Genomic DNA, 17,602 nt, shown 5'->3' on the forward strand with positions numbered 1-17,602 from the left:
CGATGTCGTGGCCGTGCCGGGAGCTGGGTGAGGCCGTCGGGCCGGGGCGTTGCCCTACGTCATGGGACCGCGCCCGCGGCACCTGCTGACCGCCGACAAGCCGCTCGGGCGGGCGTTGTCAGTGCCGGATGACACCATCCGACCATGAGTGACGAGTCTTTCAACTGGCGTGAGTTCCTCGGACGTTGGCAGCAGGAGTGGGTTCCGCGGGCGGACGCCGACGAGGACGAGGAGGAGACCGCCGCGGGCCCGGGCAGGCCCGGGGCGGACGAGGCGGCGATCGCTGCGGCCGAGGAGCGGCTGGGTCGCCGGCTGCCGCCCTCGTACCGGGAGTTCCTGACGGTGAGCGACGGCTGGCACGTGGACCAGACGGCCGGGGTCTACCAGCTCGGCGGGGCGGCGGACATCGACTGGTTCCGGGACCCGTACGACATGAGCCTGATGTACGAGGAGAATCTGGGCGACCATCCGCGTTCGGAGGAGGTGCTCCTGGCCGGGATGTGGCGCCGCGCGCTCCGCCTGGAGACGGACTCCGACATGTCGAACGCGTTGCTCGATCCGGGCGACGTCGACGAGGACGGCGAGTGGGCGCTGTACGTCTACAAGGGCTGGGGCGGTGAGATGCCGCAGCGCTACCCGTCGTTCCGCGCGTACATGGAGGCGATGTACCGCGGTTTCCACGCCGACCGGGTGGAGCGACCCGACTTCGTGAACGCGACCACGCGCGCCCAGGACGCCCATGTGACGGAGGCGCGCCTGCTGGCCCTGCGCGGCCGGTTCGAGGAGGCGCTGCCGCTGCTGGAGGAGGCGTTCTCCTTCGGACGCCCCGGGAGCGCGGTCCTGCTGAACCAGCTCCGGCATCTGCTCGCCCCGCACAGCTCCCAGGGCTACGGCGATCTGGTGGCGGACCCGCGCTACCTGCCGGACATCCTGCCCGTGGAGGCCATGTCGCCGGCGCGGGGCGAGTGGCTCTCGAGCGGGGACGACCACTGGCTCGGGATGATGAGCGCCCGCGGGGTCGCGCGGGAGGCCGCCGAGACCGTACTGGGCGCGCTGCGAGACGGCACGTATCGCTACGCGCCTCCCGGTGCGTGGGGCCAGGCCGTGGCCGAGGCCCGCGAGTCGGCCCGCTGGGGGGCGTACGACGGCGCGTGGCGGGTGCTGCGTGAAGCGCTCCCCTGCTGGGAGTCGCCCGGGCCGTCGCTGATCGCCCCGCTCGGCCTGCTCGCCGATCCGGTTCTGGGACCGCTGATCACCCCGGAGCGCGGGCGGGAGCTCCTGGCCACTCCGCGGTCCGGCGAGACCGGGCCGGTTCCGGAGCCGGTGCCCGATCTCGATCCGCCGGGTCTTGCGTGGCTGACGGAGCCTGCGGCGAACCGGCAGCCTCTGGACGGCTACCGCTGTGTCTGGGTCCAGGGCGTCGACCCGGCCCGGATGCCCGCCCTGATCGGCGAGGAGGGCGCCGGACTGAGCGCGCCCACGGACCCGCGCACGGCGTCCTGGCGCGCACCCCAGCCGCATGAACGGGAGGGTGTGGAACTCTGGGAGGACCGGGCCGTCGTCGCGGTCGGCCGTACCGCCGAGGGGTGGGCCTTCGCCTTCGACGGCTCCTCGCACCGCCGCCTGCACGCGCGGTTCGTGTCCCCCGCCCCGGCAGCCTCCGCGTCGGGCCGGGCGGTGGTGGTGTGGCGCGACGCGACGAGCGGCGCCCCGGGTGACCGTCCGGCCGCGTTCCATGTGTCGGTGGCCGAACACGGCGCGGAGCTCTACGCGTTCACCGTGCGCGGCACGGAGATCCACGGCTCCGGGGCGATACCCGGCGCCCTCGATCCCGCACGGCTGTTCCGCCCCGAGGACACCGAACCGGACCGTGAGCTGCGGCTGCTGGAGGCCCTGCACACCGAACTCGGGCTCTCGCTCCCCCGGTTCGCGCTGACCCGGGGCAGGCTCCACACCTTCACCACCCGCTCCTGGACCCGGGCGCCCCGCGACGGCGAGGGCTTCGCCTACGCCTACATCAGCCGCGGCCGAAGCGGGGTCCGGGATCAGGGATCAGGGGGCGGGTGACCCGGCGGCGGTCAGGGACACGACCGCCTCGGCGGTGTGGACGAAGAAGGTGAGGGTTTCCTCGAAGTACAGGGTGACGGTCATGGCGTCGTGGGAGAGGTAGCCGATCGAGACGTCCTGGCCGAGCCGCAGTTCGAAGTCGCCGCCGCGGGCGGACAGGAGGAACGCTCCGTCGATGGCCGGTGCCCAGACGATGTCGCCGTCCAGGAGTGCGGCGAGGTGGCGCAGGACGGGATAGCCGTGGTCGGAGGTCTCGCTGACCGCCGTGTGGGCGTCGGCGCTGAGCGCCAGGGTGTAGGGGCCGTCCACGCCGGCCAGCCGCAGGGCCGTCACGGCCCGGCTGATCACGTCGGGGTAGGCCCGTACGTCGGCGGGCAGGGCGAGGGGCTGGTGGGAGGAGTCCGCGCGGAGTCCGCTGATGCCACCCGCGGCAAACCCCTCGAAGACCGCGCGGTCCTCGGCGAAGGCAAGCTGCCGTGCGGCGTCCTTCAAGGGTTGCCAGTCGGCGTCCTTGGCGCCGCGGGCGACGGCGTCGACCTGTGCGCGGTCCAGCGTGAAGGGCACGCGCAGCTCCACCAGCGGCTGGAAGCGGCGCCTGCGCGCCTGGATGCCGTCCGCCGGGGCCGTCACCTCGTCCAGATGGCCGGTCCCCACTCCGGCCAGGCCCAGGCCACCCGGTTCCGGGACGTCGACGATCCGGCGGCCCGCCACATGCCGGCGAAAGGTCCGGCGGGCCTCCTCCTCCAGGTCGGCCCAGGCGGCGTCGGAGAGCGGCGCCAGTTCACGGTGCAGGTTGTTCATCGACGGGACTCCGTTTCATACTGCCGATTCCCAGGGACGTGTCGGCGGATCGGGAAGGGGTTTCGGAGGGCGGGAGGACGACGGCCCGGGGCAGCTGCGAGGCGGTGCCGGGGCTCTGGGGCGCCTCGGGGAGGTCTTCCAGGAAGTCCGCGGTGGGCGCGAAGAACAGACCGCCCGTCACCGCGGTGGAGAAGCCCAGGATGCGGTCGTGCGCGGCCGACTCCGTGCCCAGGAACATCCGCTCCAGCATCGTCTCGGTCACGTCGGGGCTGCGGGCGTAGCCGATGAAGTACGTCCCGAACTCGGCGCGTCCGACGGCGCCGAACGGCATGTTGTCGCGCAGGATCTGGCGTTCGGTGCCGTCGGGGTCCGTGACCGTGGTGAGTGCGACATGCGAGTCGGCGGGCTTGACGTCGTCGGCCAGTTCCACGTCGGAGAGTTTGCGCCGTCCGATCACCCGCTCCTGCTCCTCCACGGACAGCGCCTCCCAGGCCGCCATGTCGTGCAGGTACTTCTGCACGACCACATAGCTGCCGCCGGTGAAGTCCGGGTCCTCGTCCGCGACCAGGACCGCAGCCCGGGCGGCGGCGCCGGTGGGGTTCTCCGTGCCGTCGACGAAACCGAGCAGGTCGCGCTCGTCGAAGTACTTGAAGCCGTGCACCTCGTCCCGCACGGTGACCGAGCCGCGCAGCCGGTCCATGATCTCCGCGGCCAGCGCGAAGCACAGGTCCTGGCGGGCCGCCCTGATGTGGAAGAGCAGGTCACCGGGGGTCGCGGGGGCCCGGTGGGCTTTTCCGGCGAGTTCCCGGAAGGGGTGCAGGTCTGCCGGTCGCGGGCCGGTGAACAGCCGGTCCCAGGCGTCGGAGCCGATGGCGGTGACACAGCTGAGCCGGCCCTCCGGCTGGGCCCGGAAGCCCACTGACCGGGTCAGCCCGGCGACGTCGGACAGCAGGTCGCGGACGGTGTCCTCGCCTCCCTGATCGACCGTCACCACCAGGAAGACGGCCGCGCTGGTGAGCGGCGACAGCACCTCCTGCGGCTCCGCCCCGGCAACGGCCCACGCGGCACCCCGCTCGGCGGGTTGCCCGGTCATGAGGGGTCCTCGGTGTGCGGAGTGACACGGACCTTGATGTTCTTCGTCAGGGGCTGGTTGCTCTGGGTGCTGTAGTCGCTCGCCGCGACCAGCACGTTCATCTCGGGCATGTATCCGGCGGCGCTGCCGCGGGGCATGTCGAGGCTGCCGGGGGCGATGCCGCGGTAGCGGTCGTTGTCCAAGTGGCGTCCCTGGTCCTCCAGGGCGAAGTCGGACCCCGTCATGTTCTCGCAGATGTCGGGCTTCAGGCCGTCCACCAGGGCGCGTTCGCGGATGGGCACCTGGGAGACGCTCTTCGCCGCTCCCCAGCCGGCCGCCGGGTGGTGGTAGGGCCGGTGTGCGGGTCTGCTGTCGTCGGCGGGGCCGTCGCCGCCGGTGGCGGAGCGGCCGGCGCTGTCGTCCCCGGGGGAGGCGGGGGCAGCGGTGGGGTGCACGTCGGGTGCGGTCATCTCGTTCTCCTGCGGGCGGGGTGGTGTCAGGTGTGCGACGACAGCGGGGTCAGGGACGGTGAGGGCACCCAGGTGGCCGCTAGGGCGGCCGTGACGAGCAGGGCGGGCAGCAGCGGCGTGCTCCAGCTCAGCCAGCGGTGCAGGGCTCCACCGGCGGCCGCGCCGGTGATCAGCAGCAGCACGGTGGTCACGTCGCGCGTGCGAAGGCGTCCGGCGGTCGTCCAGCCGGCGATGGCGGAGGTGAGCAGGCCGGTCAGGTAGGCGGTGGTGACGTCGCCGCCCGTCGTGACCCGGACACTGGCGTTCTGGCAGCCCATCGCGGCGGCCGTGAGGAACAGCAGCAGCGCATGCCCGCCGGTCGGTGCGGTGCCGTGCCGCCACAGCCAGCCGGCCGCGACCAGCCACAGCAGCGCCGCTTCCAGCAGCAGTCCGGCCCGGATGCCTCCCGACGGGATGCGTCCGCGGCCGGCCGAGACGAGGCTGCCCACCGACGCGCCCACGACATAGCCGAGCAGGGCCACGGCGACCGCGCGGGCGGCGGCGAGGTGGGCGCTGCCCAGATGGAGTCCCAGCAGTGCCGAGTTGGCGGTGACGACGCTGGTGAAGACGCCGTTCAGCGCGAGGAAGCCGAACGCGTTGGTGGCGCCCGCCGTCAGCACCAGCAGCCACCGCACCGGCCGGTCCCGGCCCGGCCAGGGCGGTGGCGCGGTGGCCTGCGCAGCGTCCGGCATCGTCTTCTCCGTCTTCCTACGGTGGCGTGGACGCCGGACGCCCGGCCGGAACCGGCGCCGGGGGCCGGGCGCACACGGTCGCCGGCCGGACGAGCCCTCGTACCGGCAGTGATCACCCGGAAACCGGCCGGGCCGGGGCCGCGTACCGGCGCCGCTCACCCGGTCCCCGACCGGACCAGGGCCGCGTACCGGACCGCTCCCCCGGGGTCACTTGGCGAGGAAGTCCAACAGCGCCTGGTTGACCTCCTCGGGGTGGGTCCAGGCGATGTTGTGCGGGCCGCCCTCGACGGTGACGAACGTCAGGTCCTTGATCAGGCCGGGCAGCCGCTCGGCGGTCGCCTCGTAGGGCAGGATGCGGTCCGCGTTGCCGTGCACCAGCAGCGTGGGCACGTCGATCTTCGGCAGGTCGTCGCGGAAGTCGGTCAGCCAGGTGTCGACACAGGCGTAGGCGGCGTACGCGGACGCGGCGACCGCGACGTTGAAGCTGTTCTGCCAGGCCTGGTCGCTGATCCGGGTCCCGGCGTAGGTGTCGACGTTGTAGAAGTTGTCGAGGAAGTCCTTGAAGTAGGCCGGGCGGTCCTTGAGCACGGCCTCCTTGATGCCTTCGAAGACGGAGCCGTCGACCCCCTCGGGGTTGTCGTCGGTCTTGAGCAGGAAGGGCGGGATCGCGCCGAGCAGCGCCGCCTTGCTGACCCGTGCCGAGCCGTAGCGGCCGAGGTAGCGGGTTACCTCGCCGGTGCCCATGGAGAAGCCGACCAGGGCCACGTCCTGGAGGTCGAGGTGGTCCAGCAGGGCCTTCAGATCGGCGGCGAAGGTGTCGTAGTCGTAGCCGATGGTCGGCTGGCTCGATTGCCCGAAGCCTCGGCGGTCGTAGGTGATGACCCGGTATCCGGCTTCCAGGAGCACGCGTTCCTGCTTCTCCCACGAGTGCCCGTTGAGGGGGTAGCCGTGGATGAGGACGACCGGCCGGCCGGTGCCGTGGTCCTCGTAGTAGAGGTCGATGGAGTGGCTGTTCTCCTGGCCCACTGTCACGAAGGTCATCAAGATCACGCCTTTCGGGGTGTTGTCAGCCGGTGATGTGGTTCAGCCTCACAGTCCTGTGCCGAACCCGCATCACATGAATGTGTGAAGGGACTTGAGTCCGCCGGGTTCCACCAATAGGCGCGAAAAGGGCATATCAATAGTTATAGGTGATGCGGGGTGATTCTTCAGAAGCGAGACGGCTGCGAGGTCGGGGTCCGCGAGGGGGCGCGTCGAACGCCCCGCAGAACCCGGCGCACCTCAAACGCCCCGCAGCGCCCTGTCGAGTGCGGCCCGGCCGACAGGCCCCCAGTGCGGTTTGCCGCCCGGAAGCCCCCGGTCCCCGTTCTGCCCCATGAGCATCAGGAAGAGGCTCTTCATCGCGGCCAGTCCGCGGGCCCGCCGGATCGCGGCCTCGTCCGCGTGCGCATACGTGTCGAAGAAGCGTGCGGCCGTCCCCGCGGGGAGCAGTACCCATGCGGCGGCGAGGTCCCACGCCGGGTCGCCGGCGAACAGGTCGCCGAAGTCGACGATGCCCGCGAGTGTTCCGTCCGAGACGACGACGTTCGCGGGATGGAGGTCACCGTGCACCCACATCGGCGGGCCCTGCCATGCGGGGGCCGCGACGGCGTCGTCCCACACCTCCCGCACGTCGGCGGCGATGTCGTCGGGGACGACGGCATGGAAGAAGTCGTCGAAGCCGCCCGTGCAGTCCCGGGGGTGGGCGCCGCGGTCCGTGGCGACGGGCGCGTCGGGGGGTGCGGGTACATGGAGTGCCCGCAGGAAGCCCGCCAAGGTGTCGGCCGCGTGGGGGCCGCGGCGGATCGTGCCGTGGTCCAGCGGTTCACCGGGCACCCATGTCATCACCGTCCAGTGCTTGGGGAAGCGCTCGGACGGTTCACCGCACCGCACCGGCGTAGGCACCGGGAGCGGCAGGCGCGGCGCCAGCTCGGGGAGCCACCGCCGCTCCTTCAGCTGGAGCTCCGGGGTGCGGTCCATGCGCTGCATGCGCACGGCCAACTCGTCGCCGAGACGCCACATTTGGTTGCCCCAGCCGCCCGGCACCTCGTGGAGGGCCAGGTCCGCAAGGTCGGGATGCTGCTCGTGCAGCAGCTCGCGGACCAGGTCCGCGGTGATCTCGATCTCGGTGCCGGTCATGCGACGTCACGGTACCGAGGTGGCGGGCAGAGCGGTGCCCACCCCCGGTGCATCGTGCTCGATGCCGCCGCTCGGTGGCGAAAAAACGATCACGGCTGGACGAGTTGGGCGGCCACGGCGTCGAGGACCCAGTCCAGGCCGGTCGCGAAGGACGTCTCGGCGTCCACGTCCGTGCCCTCGTGCACGGCTTTGGCCAGCGCCGGGAAGCGGCCCGTGGCCAGCATCCTCGTCACGTGGGGGCCGTTGGCGCGCTGCCAGTCGCGCTTGGACAGGCCCGTGGCGCGCTCGGCCCGCAGGGCGGCGATCTCACGTCTGATCGCGCCGGTGGTGTAGGCGCTGACGGTCTCCACGGCGCGCAGGACGGTGTCGATGTCGGCGAGGCCGTCGAGGGCGGCCAGTCTGGCCTCGGTCACGGCGAGGCCGTTCGGGCCCAGGGTGGGCCGGCCACCGAGGAGGTCGGCCAGCCACTCGTGACGCAGGACGGTCCGCCTGGTGCGGTGGGCGAGGACGCGCAGTGCCTCCCGCCAGTCGGCAGGTGCCGTGTCGGGGAGGATCTCGGCCTGGACCTCGTCCACCATGAGGTCGAACAGCTCCTCCTTGCTGGCGATGTATCCGTACAGCCGCATCGGCCCGGCGTTGAGCCGGGCGGCGACCTTGCGCAGGGACACCTCCTCCAGCCCGCCCTCGTCGGCCAGCGCGACGGCCGCGGCGACGATCCGCTCACGGTCGAGGGGTACGGGGCGTGTCGGCCGCTCCGGCCGGTCCCACACAGTCATGGTCACACCGTTTCGTTGCGATGCGGCGTAGCGGGGAAATACAGTGTATCGCCATGAGACAGCGTATCGCCGTGGTCGGCGCCGGCCCCGCAGGCCTCACCTTCGCCCGTGTCCTGCACCGCCACGGCCGTCAGGTCACCCTCCTTGAACGCGATCCCGCCCCCGACGCCCGCCCCCCGGGCGGCACGCTGGACCTGCACGCGGGGCTGGGCCAGCTCGCGCTGGACAAAGCGGGGCTGCTGGCGGAGTTCCAGGCGCTGTCCCGTCCCGAGGGCCAGGCCATGCGCATCCTGGACACCGACGGGACCGTCCTGCGCGACTGGCTGCCCCGTCCGGACGACCGGGCCAACCCCGAGATCGACCGCGGGCAACTGCGCGACCTGCTGCTCGGCCCGCTCGACGTCCGGTGGGGCCGAGGTGTGACCCAGGTGGTGCCGGGTGCCGCGGACGGTGTGCTGGTCCGTTTCGAGGACGGGCGGGAGGAGGCGTACGACCTCGTGGTCGGCGCGGACGGCGCCTGGTCCAGGACCCGGCCGGCCGTCTCCCCGGTGACACCGCACTACACCGGCATAACCGCGGTCGAGACCTCCCTCGACGACGTCGACACCCGCCACCCCGACCTCGCCCGGCTGATCGGCGACGGTTCCCTGGCCGTGTACGGCGTGAACCGCGCACTCGTCGCCCAACGCAACAGCGGCGGCCACGTCAAGGCGTACGCACAGTTCCGCGCGCCCCTGGACTGGCACGGAGACCTGGACCTGACGGACACCGAGGCCGTGCGCGCGAGCCTGCTCTCCTTGTTCGACGGCTGGGCTCCCGGTGTCCTCGACCTCCTGCGCCACGGGAGCGTGTTCACCCATCGGCCCCTCCACGTCCTGCCCGTGCCCCACACCTGGACCCATGTCCCCGGGGTGACACTCCTGGGCGACGCCGCCCACCTCATGCCCCCGCTGGGGGCCGGCGCCAACCTCGCGATGCTCGAAGGCGCCGAACTCGCCGAGTCCCTCTGCGACGACGGGGGCGATCCGGACGCGGCCGTCCGCGCCTTCGAGGAACGGATGTGGGTCCGGGCCGGCAGGTGGGCCGAGATGACGACCGCTGGGCTGGAACGCCTGGTCAGCCCTGATCCGGCGTCGGCCCTCGCCCTCTTCGACGAGGTGCAGCCGTCCTGATCACAGGGTTGGGGGCCGGTCGGCTGCGTTCCCCGAACAGGTGGGCGAGCAGCGGGAGTTCGGGCATAGATTGGGCGCAGGATGATCCACGCCTCGGCTGAAAGACTGACGCGACTCATGACCGAACCCGTCACCACGCCCGAACCGGCGGAGCAGAAGATCGACACGTCGGTGCCGCACTCGGCGCGCATCTGGAACTACTGGCTCGGCGGCAAGGACAACTACCCCGTCGACGCGGCGGCGGGCGACGCCTACACCGCCGTCTTCCCCGGCATCGTCACCATCGCCCGCAGCAGCCGCGCCTTCCTGCGCCGCACCATCGCCCACCTGGTCACCGAGGCGGGAATCCGCCAGTTCCTCGATGTCGGCACCGGCCTCCCGACCGCGCAGAACACCCATGAGGTGGCCCAGCGGCTCGCTCCCGAGGCGCGGATCGTCTACGTCGACAACGACCCCTCGGTCCTGGCACACGCCCGTGCCCTGCTGCGCTCCACCGACGAGGGCGCGACCGCCTACATCGACGCCGACGTCACGGACCCGGACCGTATCCTCGCCGCCGCCGCGAAGACGCTGGACCTCGGCCGGCCCACCGCGCTCATTCTCAGCAACATCCTGGGGCATGTCGCCGACCACGATCAGGCCCGCTCCCTCGTCGCCCGGCTCATGGACGCCCTGCCCTCGGGCAGCTATCTCGCCGTCAATGACGGCTCGCTCGGCATCGACCCCGTCTTCGAGCAGGCGCAGGACGCCTACAACAGCAGCGGCGCGGTGCCGTACAACCTGCGCACCGCCGAGGAGATCACGGCCTTCTTCGACGGCTTGGACCTCATCGAGCCCGGAGTCGTGCCGGTCACGCAGTGGCGGCCGGAGGCCGGTGCGCCCGCTCCGGAGGTCGTGGCCGAGCACGGAGGTGTGGCCCGCAAGCCGTGAGACGTGCAGTGCCGGCCCCTGGTCCGCGCCGTCGACAGCGTGGACCAGGGGCCGGCGGGGGCTGCTTCCGACGTGTCAGAGGATCACGCCGAGTCCGAGGAACAGGCCGAGGCCCAGGCCGTCGTAGTGATGGTGGTGGACGTGGTCGCCCGGGCCGTCGTGCGCCGGGACGGCCTTGACGGCCGCCGGGACGTGCCCGGCCGGGGCGGCTTGGGCGGCGCCTGCCAGGGGCAGGACCGCGACGCAGGCCAGGGCAGTGGCAGCGGCGGACTTGGCGATGAACGTGCGCACAGCAACTCCTTTGTCGACTGACAGCGTTGTCCTCGACGCTAAGCAGGGCGGGCGGGCCGCGCGCGTTGGATCATGACCGACGGTGACGAAGACCCTCGACGCCTCCGCGCCGAGCGCCTCCACCCCGTGCTGCCGACGCCGACCGCGGCCCGGTTCCGTACGCTGGCGGACATGCGGATGCGCCCGACACTCCACTGGACCCCTCCCCCCGACCTGCCGCCGGGCACCACGGACCTGCGTCCGGTGACCGAGGCGCTGCGGGCCGGTGGGGTCGTCGTACTGACGGGGGCGGGTATCTCCACCGAGTCGGGCATCCCCGCCTACCGGGGCGAGGGCGGAAGTCTCAGTCGGCACACCCCGATGACCTACCAGGACTTCACCGCCGATCCGCGGGCCCGGCAGCGGTACTGGGCGCGCAGTCATCTCGGGTGGCGCACCTTCGGTGGTGCCCGTCCCAACGCCGGACACCGGGCCGTCGCCGCGTTCGCCCGGCACGGCGTGCTCACGGGAGTGATCACCCAGAACGTCGACGGTCTGCACCAGGCCGCCGGCAGCCGGGGAGTCGTGGACCTGCACGGGCGACTGGACCGGGTCGTGTGCCTGTCCTGCGGAGCCGTCGGCGCGCGCCGCGACCTCGCCGTGCGGCTGGAGGCGGCCAACGCCGGATTCAGTCCGACGGCCGCGGGGATCAACCCCGATGGTGACGCCGACCTGACCGATGACCAGGTCGCCGGCTTCCGCGTCGTACCCTGCGTGGACTGCGGCGGGGTCCTCAAGCCGGACGTGGTCTTCTTCGGTGAACCGGTGCCGGTCCATCGCATCGAGCGGTGCCGGCAACTGGTCGACGAGGCGTCCTCGCTGCTGGTGCTGGGCTCCTCGTTGACGGTGATGTCCGGGCTCCGGTTCGTGCGCCATGCGGCCCGCGCCGGCAAGCGGGTGTTCATCATCAACCGGGACCCGACCCGGGGCGACCCGTTCGCCTCGGCCCGCGTCGCGCTCCCCCTGGGAAGCGCCCTCACGGCCGTCGCGGACGAGCTGGACATCGCCGTGGACGGGCAGCCGGTCGCGTAGGAGGTCCGGGACGACCGCGTCCCGTCGTGGTCAGCGATCGACCGGGGGCAGGTGGGCCAGGCCGGTGTCGGTCATGATGCGGTCGACCGTCCGGTGCAGGGGGCTGTCGGCGCCGATGACGGTCTCGACCCCGCCGGGCAGCAGATCGCGCGGCCGGTACCACTCGCGCAGTTGTTCCGGACCGACCTCGTCGCGGATCGGCTTGGTCGCGTGGCGGACGAGGGTCTCGTCGAACCCCACGTCCAGGTAGTAGGCGTGGCTGGGGCCGCGGTGGTCGGCGCACAGCCGGGCGAGCATGTCGCCGTAACGGTCCGCGTACAGGATGCCCTCGACGACGACGTGGAACCCGGCGTCCAGGGCGTAGCGGGCGGTCAGGTCGATCAGCCCGATGTTCGCGGCGCCCGGCCGGTCCCGTTCCCGCAGCACGGTCCTGCGGAGGTTGTCCTGGCCGACCAGGGCCAGCCCCCGGCCGAACCGCTCGCGGAGGCCGGACGCGACGGACGACTTGCCCGCGGCGCTGTTGCCGCGCAGAAGTACCAGCCGGGTTTCCGCCGTGCCCACCCTCACGGCGGTCACGGTACCGGGGGCAGGTGCGGCGGGTGTGCCGAAGCCCCGGGTTGCCGGGAAACGTGTCCGGCGGGGCGCCCTGGAGGGGGCGCCCCGCCGTGGTGGTGCCGGTGTCAGCCGGTCAGTCGGCCGGTGTCAGGGCGACCTCGGCGCTGCCCGACAGGGACGGCAGGCCGTCCGGGGGCGTGTCGGTGTAGGTGGCGTTGAAGACTGCCTTCAGGTTGTCCGAGCCGGCGTGACCGCCGTCCACGAACGTCTTGAACGAGCCGGAGCAGCCGTTGCTGGAGGACAGCGGGTGGCCGTGTGTGTCGTGGCCGAGGATGAACGAGACGGTGACCTTCGCGCAGTTCACCGGCTGGTCGTCGGTGACGGTGACCTGCCAGGTGACCGTGTCGCCCCAGTGGAACGGCGTGCCGCCGTGCGGGGCCGGGTCGGTGGTGAGGGAGACGACCGGCGCCTTGTTGCCGACCACGACGGGCACCGACGCGGAGGCCGAGCGGCCGGTGCTGTCGGTGACCTTCAGCGTGGCGTCGTAGACACCGTTGGCGTCAAAGGTGTGCTTGGGGTTCGCCTCCCTGGAGTCGACGGTGCCGTCGGCGTCGAAGTCCCAGGCGTAGCGCAGGGCGTCGCCGTCGGCGTCCTTCGTTCCGGCGCTGGAGAACTGGACCGTCAGCGGGCTGGTGCCGTTGGTGACGTCCGCGGCGACCTTGGGCTCCGGGGTGCGGTTGCCGCGGGTGAAGTCGATGCGGGAGAGCTGGGCCTCGGGCAGTTCCGCGAAGTACCCGGTGCCGTACTCCAGGACGTACAGCGCGCCGTCGGGGCCGAATTCGGCGTCGATCGGGCCGTCCGTGACGATCCCGGGGATCGCGTCCTCGATCTTCTGGACCTCGTTGTGCTTGCCGAGGGTGATGGCCTTCATCTGGTCGCGGGTCCACTCGTAGAAGAGCGGCTTGCCGTCGAAGTACTGGGGCCAGCGGTTCTCGGCGGTGTTGCGCTTGTCGTAGCGGTACGCCGGACCGCCCATCGGGCCGATGCCGCCGGTGCCGAGCTCGGGGAACTCCGCGGAGGCGCCGTAGCCGTAGACGATCTCCGCGTCCTCGACCGGGGGCAGTTCGCTCAGGCCGGTGTTGTGGCGGGAGTCGTTGACCGGCTTGGCGCAGTCGAAGGCGCCGCTGGAGGTCTTCGTGGCGAAGTCGTAGTCCTGGTAGGGCATGTCCTGGGTCACGCAGAACGGCCAGCCGTAGTTGGCGGGGCGGTCGATGACCATCCAGCGTCCGTGGCCGGCGGGGCCGCGGCCCGGGTTGGCGGTGTTGGCGTCGGGCGAGTAGTCGCCGACGTAGACCTCTCCGGTCTTGTCGTCCACGCCGAAGCGGAACGGGTTGCGCAGGCCCATGGCGTAGATCTCGGGGCGGGTCTTCGCGGTGCCCGGGGCGAAGAGGTTGCCGTCGGGTATCGCGTAGCCGCCGTTGCGCTTGACCTTGATGCGCAGGACCTTGCCGCGCAGGTCGTTGGTGTTGCCCGCGGTGCGGCGCGCGTCGTAGGCGGGGTTGCGGTCGGGGCGGTCGTCGAGCGGGGCGTAGCCGTCGGAGGAGAACGGGTTGGAGTCGTCGCCGGTCGACAGGAACAGGTTGCCCTTGTGGTCGAAGTCGATCTTTCCGCCGACGTGGCAGCAGATGCCGCGGTCGGCGGGCACGTCGAGGATCTTCTGCTCGGTGCCGTAGTCGAGCTTGTTGCCGACCAGCTTGAACCGCGAAAGGCGGGTGACGCCCTTGTACTTGGCGAAATCGGCGGCCGTACCGAACTGCGGTGCGTCGCCTTCGTTGACGCCGGGGGTGGCCGGGTCGTCCATGGGGGTGTCGAGGCGGGGCGAGTAGTAGAGGTAGACCCAGTGGTTCTTGGCGAACGCGGGGTCGATGGCGATGCCCTGCACGCCTTCCTCGTCGTGCTGGTAGAGCCCGGCGGGGCTCTTCTTCATGTCGGCGGCAAGGAAGTTGACGCCGCTCCTGGGGTCGTGGATGCGGACCTCTCCGGTGCGTGCCGTGTGCAGCACCCGCCGGTCGGGCAGGACGGCCAGGGCCATGGGCTCGCCCGGGCGGTCGTTGAGGGTGACCTTCTGGAAGTCGGACGAAGCCGGGGGTGCGGGGTCCGATGGGTGGGCCTGGGCCGCGGGGAGGGGCAGGAGGCCGACGGCTCCGGCCAAGGCCGCCGTCCCTATGAGGGTGACGATCCGTCTGTTACGCACTCAGAACTCCTTTGGTCCGACCAGCGGGTGAAAAGCAGGGTGGAATGCGTGATGTGAGCGCTGGGGTGCCCCGCCCGACCAGCAAGTCACCGGGCGGGCACCACTGGTGATGTCGCGTCAGTTGCAGGCGCGCAGGGCCGCGAGGTTGTCGTAGCCGATCCGGGCGAACTCCAGGGACTGGCCGGGAACGGTCGCGCTCGGTGCGTTGTCCTGCTCGACCATCGGGTTGTGGTAATTCTTCGCCCCCACCCGGGTGAAGAACTTCCGGTAGTCGATGTCGCCCGTGCCGAACGGCACCATGTCGTAGCCCAGGCCGCTCTGGAGGTTGACGACGCCGTCCTTGGCGTGGAAGAGCGGGAAGCGGTTGGTGTTGCGCACCACGAGGGCGGCCGGGTCGAAGACGTCCTCGCGCTGCGAGCCGTCGTGGGCGGTGTAGGTGTGGAACTTGTACTGGGCGACGTGTGCCCAGAACACATCCAGCTCCAGATAGACGTTCTTGCGGTCCGTCACCGTCAGGAAGTACTCCAGCTTCCGGATGCCGGAGCTGCGGGTCGGCCGGCCCTGGTCGTCGAGCGGGCCGCCGTCGAGCAGGAAGTCGTAGGCCGCGTCGTGGTTGTGGGTGTAGAGCTTGATGCCCTCACCGCGGGCGACGGCACCCAGCGTGTTCCACTTCTCCGCGGCCACGTCCCAGTCGGCCCGGTAGCGGGTGTTGGTGGGGTCGGCGCCGGTGCCCATGTGTTCCATGCCGAGGATGTTGGCGATTTCCAGGAAGCGCTTGAAGGTGTCCAGGTCGGACGGCGTCAGCGGCCAGGACGGCGGGATGTAGCCGTGGCTGCCCTGCGCCCGCAGACCGTACTCGTCGAGCCACGAACGCAGGAGCTTCGCGCCCTGGACGGTGCCCAGATCGGCGCCGCCGGGCGCGTTGGCGTGCTGGCCGTAGCCGGCGAACTCCACCTGCCGGTAGCCGAATCGCGACAGCTGCCGGAACACCTCGCGGAATCCGGAGGGCAGGTCGGAGGCCAGCGGGTCGCGGCCGATCGCGTCGCGGACGGTGTAGAGGATGATGCCCCGCTTGTGCGGCGGCACCAGCGCGGAACGGCCCCGGTCACCGTCGGCGGCCGCCGGGCCGTCCTGCGCCAGGGCGGGCGCGGCGCCGAAGACCGGGGCGGCGATCGCGGCGGCGGTGGCGGCCGTGCAGGTGCTGAGGAAACGGCGGCGGCTGACGCCGAGAGTGCGGCGCAGGGCGTCGCCGGTGACGGCTTCGTCGTTGAACGCGGTCACAGTGGTTCTCGCTTTCGTTGTCGCGGTGCTGCGTGTGCCTGGCGGACGCCGCCTCACCAGAGGCCGGCGAGCCGCAGGAGAAGGGACTTCACTGCGGTGGCCGCTGGGCGGCCGGACACTGCGCGCGGGGGGTGGAGTTCAGGGCGAGCGGACCTTCGTCGTCGCTCGTGGGGCGGCGGGCGCGGCTGCGGCGGGTGCGGGAGGAGTCAGGAAGGACGACGGCGAACGGGCATCTCCCGCAGGCGGTCGGCGAACGACAGCAGCGCGGTGAACTGCTCCGCCAGGCCGGCCGGGCCCGCGTCAGGGTCCTTGAAATAAAAGCCCAGTTCCGGGAGCGGGCCGGACAGACCCGCCTCGTGGGCACGGGCGACCAGGCGGGCCAGGTCCAGTACGAGCGGTGCGGCCAGCGCCGAGTCGCAGCCCTGCCAGACGGTCTGAAGGATCATGCGCGAGCCGAGGAAGCCCTCGAACGCGACGTGGTCCCAGGCGGTCTTCCAGTCGCCGAGCACGGGTACGTCGTCGATGTGCACCTCACCTTGCGGTGTGTGTCCGAGGGTGTCGGCCAGCACACGTTCCTTCCCGGCGTTCTTCGCCGCGGCCGCCGCGGGGTCGGCCAGCGCCGCCCCGTCCCCGCCGCCCAGCAGGTTGGTGCCGGACCAGGCACGTACCGACAGGGCGCGTTGGACGAACATCGGGGCGAGCGCCGCCCGCAGCAGGGTCTGGCCGGTCTTGCCGTCCCGGCCGGCGTGCGGAAGCCCGGCCGCCGCGGCCGCCTCGGTGAGGGCCGGGGTGCGCAGCCCGGTCGACGGTGTGAAGTTGACGTAGGGGCAGCCGGCCCGCACGGCGGCCGCCGCGTAGAGGGAACTGGCCGGCAGTCGTACGGCGTCGGGTGCGGGCTGCGGCTCCGTGGAGGAGACGTTGACGACCACCACCCGTGCCAGGGCGTTGCGCTCGCGGAACGCGGTGAGGTCGGCGGCGAAGTCGGCGATGAGTTCCGCGTCGCCGCGCCGTTCGTCCGGGAGCGGGCCGCCGGGTCGTATCTCGTCGTCGGCGGCCTGGAGTTCGGCGCGTACGGCGGGAGCGAGCCCGTGCGGCAGGACGCCGCCCTCGGTGAGGTGTTCGGCCCGCTTGGGCAGCGGGCAGTGGACGGTGTCGTGGCCGCCGAAGACGAGCGACGACAGGGCCGGCAGACCGGTTCCGTCGAACGCGGGTGTCTCGGTGACCATGCCGGTCGGCGCGTGCAGTCCGGCGGTGACCGCCGCGCATCCTGCGACGGCCGTGGTGGCGACCGATCCGCGGGCTCCGACGAACCAGACGCCGGTGCGCGCGGTCCGCTCCCCCGTCCGGGGCTGCGATGCGTTCCCGTCGTTGTGCACGGGCTGCCTCCCTGCCATGTCGATGTGCCGATGTGGTGTGCGGGACGGTGCGTCGGGGTCCGGGGACCTCTCGGCCACCGCCGGCATCGGGTGGCTTTGGCCGCGGCCCGGGAGAGCTGCTCCGTGCGGGGCGCGGTTACGGCGTGCGGGTGGGCGGCGCGAGGCCGCGGGGATGAACTGCGGGATACCTGGGGGCTCTTGGCCCCGCGCGGTGCGGGACGTCCTCGGTAGGTCGGTCTCGGGGGTCGGGGTGCCGTAGGACCTGAAATGCGGCGTCAGTGTCGAACCACTGTGTGGTTCCTGTGCACGAAGGGACCGTAGCCCCGTTCGTCCGTGGCCGGAACCCCTTGTGCACGAAGAAGGCGAACTTCTTCCTGGATCAGGACAAAGAAAGGGCGGGGGCACCCCTGACCGGCCCGGCGGCTCACCGCCGCCGGGCACGGCTCTGATCGGCTCGGAAGAGGAAAGGGACGGCAACCGCGTTTCGACGGTGGCTAGTTGTCGCCACCTGCGAAGGCGGCGTCGAAGGAGGCGGTCGGGGGTTCGAAGTCGTAGGCCTTGAGGTGGCGCAGTGCCT

Annotated in this window: 16 protein-coding genes; 4 read left to right on the top strand and 12 right to left on the bottom strand. The window is 71.8% G+C overall.

The window, feature by feature from the left end; translation table 11 throughout:
* The first annotated feature begins 144 nt into the window (after positions 1–144).
* Positions 145–2,067, top strand: coding sequence for an SMI1/KNR4 family protein (locus tag DI272_RS00665; protein WP_109493190.1), 1,923 nt, complete (start codon positions 145–147; stop codon positions 2,065–2,067).
* Here the strand turns inward: DI272_RS00665 and DI272_RS00670 are convergent.
* The 7 genes from DI272_RS00670 to DI272_RS00700 all read right to left on the bottom strand — a co-directional run bounded on the left by DI272_RS00670 (position 2,053) and on the right by DI272_RS00700 (position 8,095).
* Positions 2,053–2,868, bottom strand: coding sequence for a family 1 encapsulin nanocompartment shell protein (locus tag DI272_RS00670; RefSeq protein WP_109493191.1), 816 nt, complete (start codon positions 2,866–2,868; stop codon positions 2,053–2,055). The genes DI272_RS00665 and DI272_RS00670 overlap by 15 nt on opposite strands.
* Positions 2,849–3,961, bottom strand: a complete 1,113-nt coding sequence (locus DI272_RS00675) for a Dyp-type peroxidase (protein ID WP_109493192.1) — start codon at positions 3,959–3,961, stop codon at positions 2,849–2,851. The genes DI272_RS00670 and DI272_RS00675 overlap by 20 nt, the downstream gene beginning before the upstream one ends.
* Positions 3,958–4,410, bottom strand: coding sequence for a hypothetical protein (locus DI272_RS46125; RefSeq protein WP_375138017.1), 453 nt, complete (start codon positions 4,408–4,410; stop codon positions 3,958–3,960). The genes DI272_RS00675 and DI272_RS46125 overlap by 4 nt, the downstream gene beginning before the upstream one ends.
* 26 nt (positions 4,411–4,436) lie before the next feature.
* The gene (locus tag DI272_RS00685) at positions 4,437–5,141 is read right to left on the bottom strand and encodes a YoaK family protein (protein ID WP_109493193.1); all 705 of its coding nucleotides are present in this window, start codon (positions 5,139–5,141) and stop codon (positions 4,437–4,439) included.
* Positions 5,142–5,348: 207 nt separating this feature from the next.
* A complete protein-coding gene (locus DI272_RS00690; RefSeq protein WP_109493194.1) occupies positions 5,349–6,182 on the bottom strand; it encodes an alpha/beta fold hydrolase in 834 nt (277 codons plus the stop codon).
* 240 nt (positions 6,183–6,422) lie between these two features.
* Entirely contained in the window at positions 6,423–7,319 is an 897-nt protein-coding gene (locus tag DI272_RS00695) for an aminoglycoside phosphotransferase family protein (RefSeq protein WP_109493195.1), read from the bottom strand.
* Between the two features lie 89 nt (positions 7,320–7,408).
* A complete protein-coding gene (locus tag DI272_RS00700; RefSeq protein WP_109500600.1) occupies positions 7,409–8,095 on the bottom strand; it encodes a TetR/AcrR family transcriptional regulator in 687 nt (228 codons plus the stop codon).
* A gap of 53 nt (positions 8,096–8,148) precedes the next feature.
* Here DI272_RS00700 and DI272_RS00705 point away from each other — a divergent pair, with 53 nt between their 5' ends.
* On the top strand, positions 8,149–9,267 hold the full coding sequence (locus tag DI272_RS00705) for an NAD(P)/FAD-dependent oxidoreductase (RefSeq protein WP_109493196.1): 1,119 nt from the start codon (positions 8,149–8,151) through the stop codon (positions 9,265–9,267).
* A 117-nt stretch (positions 9,268–9,384) separates the two neighbouring features.
* Entirely contained in the window at positions 9,385–10,197 is an 813-nt protein-coding gene (locus DI272_RS00710; protein ID WP_109493197.1) for an SAM-dependent methyltransferase, read from the top strand.
* Between the two features lie 75 nt (positions 10,198–10,272).
* On the opposite strand, the gene DI272_RS00715 is transcribed toward DI272_RS00710, so the two are convergent.
* Positions 10,273–10,488 (bottom strand): hypothetical protein, encoded by a 216-nt coding sequence (locus tag DI272_RS00715; protein WP_109493198.1) that lies wholly within the window; start codon positions 10,486–10,488, stop codon positions 10,273–10,275.
* A gap of 171 nt (positions 10,489–10,659) precedes the next feature.
* On the opposite strand from DI272_RS00715, the gene DI272_RS00720 reads away from it, so the two are divergent.
* Positions 10,660–11,559, top strand: coding sequence for an NAD-dependent protein deacetylase (locus DI272_RS00720; protein ID WP_109500601.1), 900 nt, complete (start codon positions 10,660–10,662; stop codon positions 11,557–11,559).
* A 30-nt stretch (positions 11,560–11,589) separates the two neighbouring features.
* Here the strand turns inward: DI272_RS00720 and DI272_RS00725 are convergent, their stop codons facing one another.
* The 4 genes from DI272_RS00725 to DI272_RS00740 form a co-directional block, all read right to left on the bottom strand.
* Positions 11,590–12,135: a kinase gene (locus tag DI272_RS00725; protein WP_109493199.1), complete on the bottom strand. Its 546-nt coding sequence runs from the start codon at positions 12,133–12,135 to the stop codon at positions 11,590–11,592.
* A 112-nt stretch (positions 12,136–12,247) separates the two neighbouring features.
* Positions 12,248–14,368 carry a PQQ-dependent sugar dehydrogenase gene (locus tag DI272_RS00730; protein ID WP_109493200.1) on the bottom strand — a complete coding sequence of 707 codons (2,121 nt, stop codon included), beginning with the start codon at positions 14,366–14,368 and terminating at the stop codon, positions 12,248–12,250.
* Positions 14,369–14,485: 117 nt separating this feature from the next.
* Positions 14,486–15,649: a sugar phosphate isomerase/epimerase gene (locus DI272_RS00735; RefSeq protein WP_109493201.1), complete on the bottom strand. Its 1,164-nt coding sequence runs from the start codon at positions 15,647–15,649 to the stop codon at positions 14,486–14,488.
* A gap of 206 nt (positions 15,650–15,855) precedes the next feature.
* Complete coding sequence (locus DI272_RS00740; protein WP_258314404.1) at positions 15,856–17,025, bottom strand: inositol-3-phosphate synthase; 1,170 nt, start codon at positions 17,023–17,025, stop codon at positions 15,856–15,858.
* Positions 17,026–17,602 lie beyond the last annotated feature (577 nt).

Origin of the sequence: Streptomyces sp. Act143 (genome assembly GCF_003143935.1) — a bacterium.
Lineage (GTDB): Bacteria > Actinomycetota > Actinomycetes > Streptomycetales > Streptomycetaceae > Streptomyces.

What these genes read in the sequence shown, in the direction of transcription:
- DI272_RS00710 (WP_109493197.1), top strand. Translation starts at nt 9,385, where the DNA reads ATGACCGAACCCGTCACCACGCCCGAACCGGCGGAGCAGAAGATCGAC.
- DI272_RS00685 (WP_109493193.1), bottom strand. Translation starts at nt 5,141, where the DNA reads ATGCCGGACGCTGCGCAGGCCACCGCGCCACCGCCCTGGCCGGGCCGG.
- DI272_RS00720 (WP_109500601.1), top strand. Translation starts at nt 10,660, where the DNA reads ATGCGGATGCGCCCGACACTCCACTGGACCCCTCCCCCCGACCTGCCG.
- DI272_RS00700 (WP_109500600.1), bottom strand. Translation starts at nt 8,095, where the DNA reads ATGACTGTGTGGGACCGGCCGGAGCGGCCGACACGCCCCGTACCCCTC.
- DI272_RS00690 (WP_109493194.1), bottom strand. Translation starts at nt 6,182, where the DNA reads ATGACCTTCGTGACAGTGGGCCAGGAGAACAGCCACTCCATCGACCTC.
- DI272_RS00675 (WP_109493192.1), bottom strand. Translation starts at nt 3,961, where the DNA reads ATGACCGGGCAACCCGCCGAGCGGGGTGCCGCGTGGGCCGTTGCCGGG.
- DI272_RS00670 (WP_109493191.1), bottom strand. Translation starts at nt 2,868, where the DNA reads ATGAACAACCTGCACCGTGAACTGGCGCCGCTCTCCGACGCCGCCTGG.
- DI272_RS46125 (WP_375138017.1), bottom strand. Translation starts at nt 4,410, where the DNA reads ATGACCGCACCCGACGTGCACCCCACCGCTGCCCCCGCCTCCCCCGGG.
- DI272_RS00695 (WP_109493195.1), bottom strand. Translation starts at nt 7,319, where the DNA reads ATGACCGGCACCGAGATCGAGATCACCGCGGACCTGGTCCGCGAGCTG.
- DI272_RS00665 (WP_109493190.1), top strand. Translation starts at nt 145, where the DNA reads ATGAGTGACGAGTCTTTCAACTGGCGTGAGTTCCTCGGACGTTGGCAG.
- DI272_RS00705 (WP_109493196.1), top strand. Translation starts at nt 8,149, where the DNA reads ATGAGACAGCGTATCGCCGTGGTCGGCGCCGGCCCCGCAGGCCTCACC.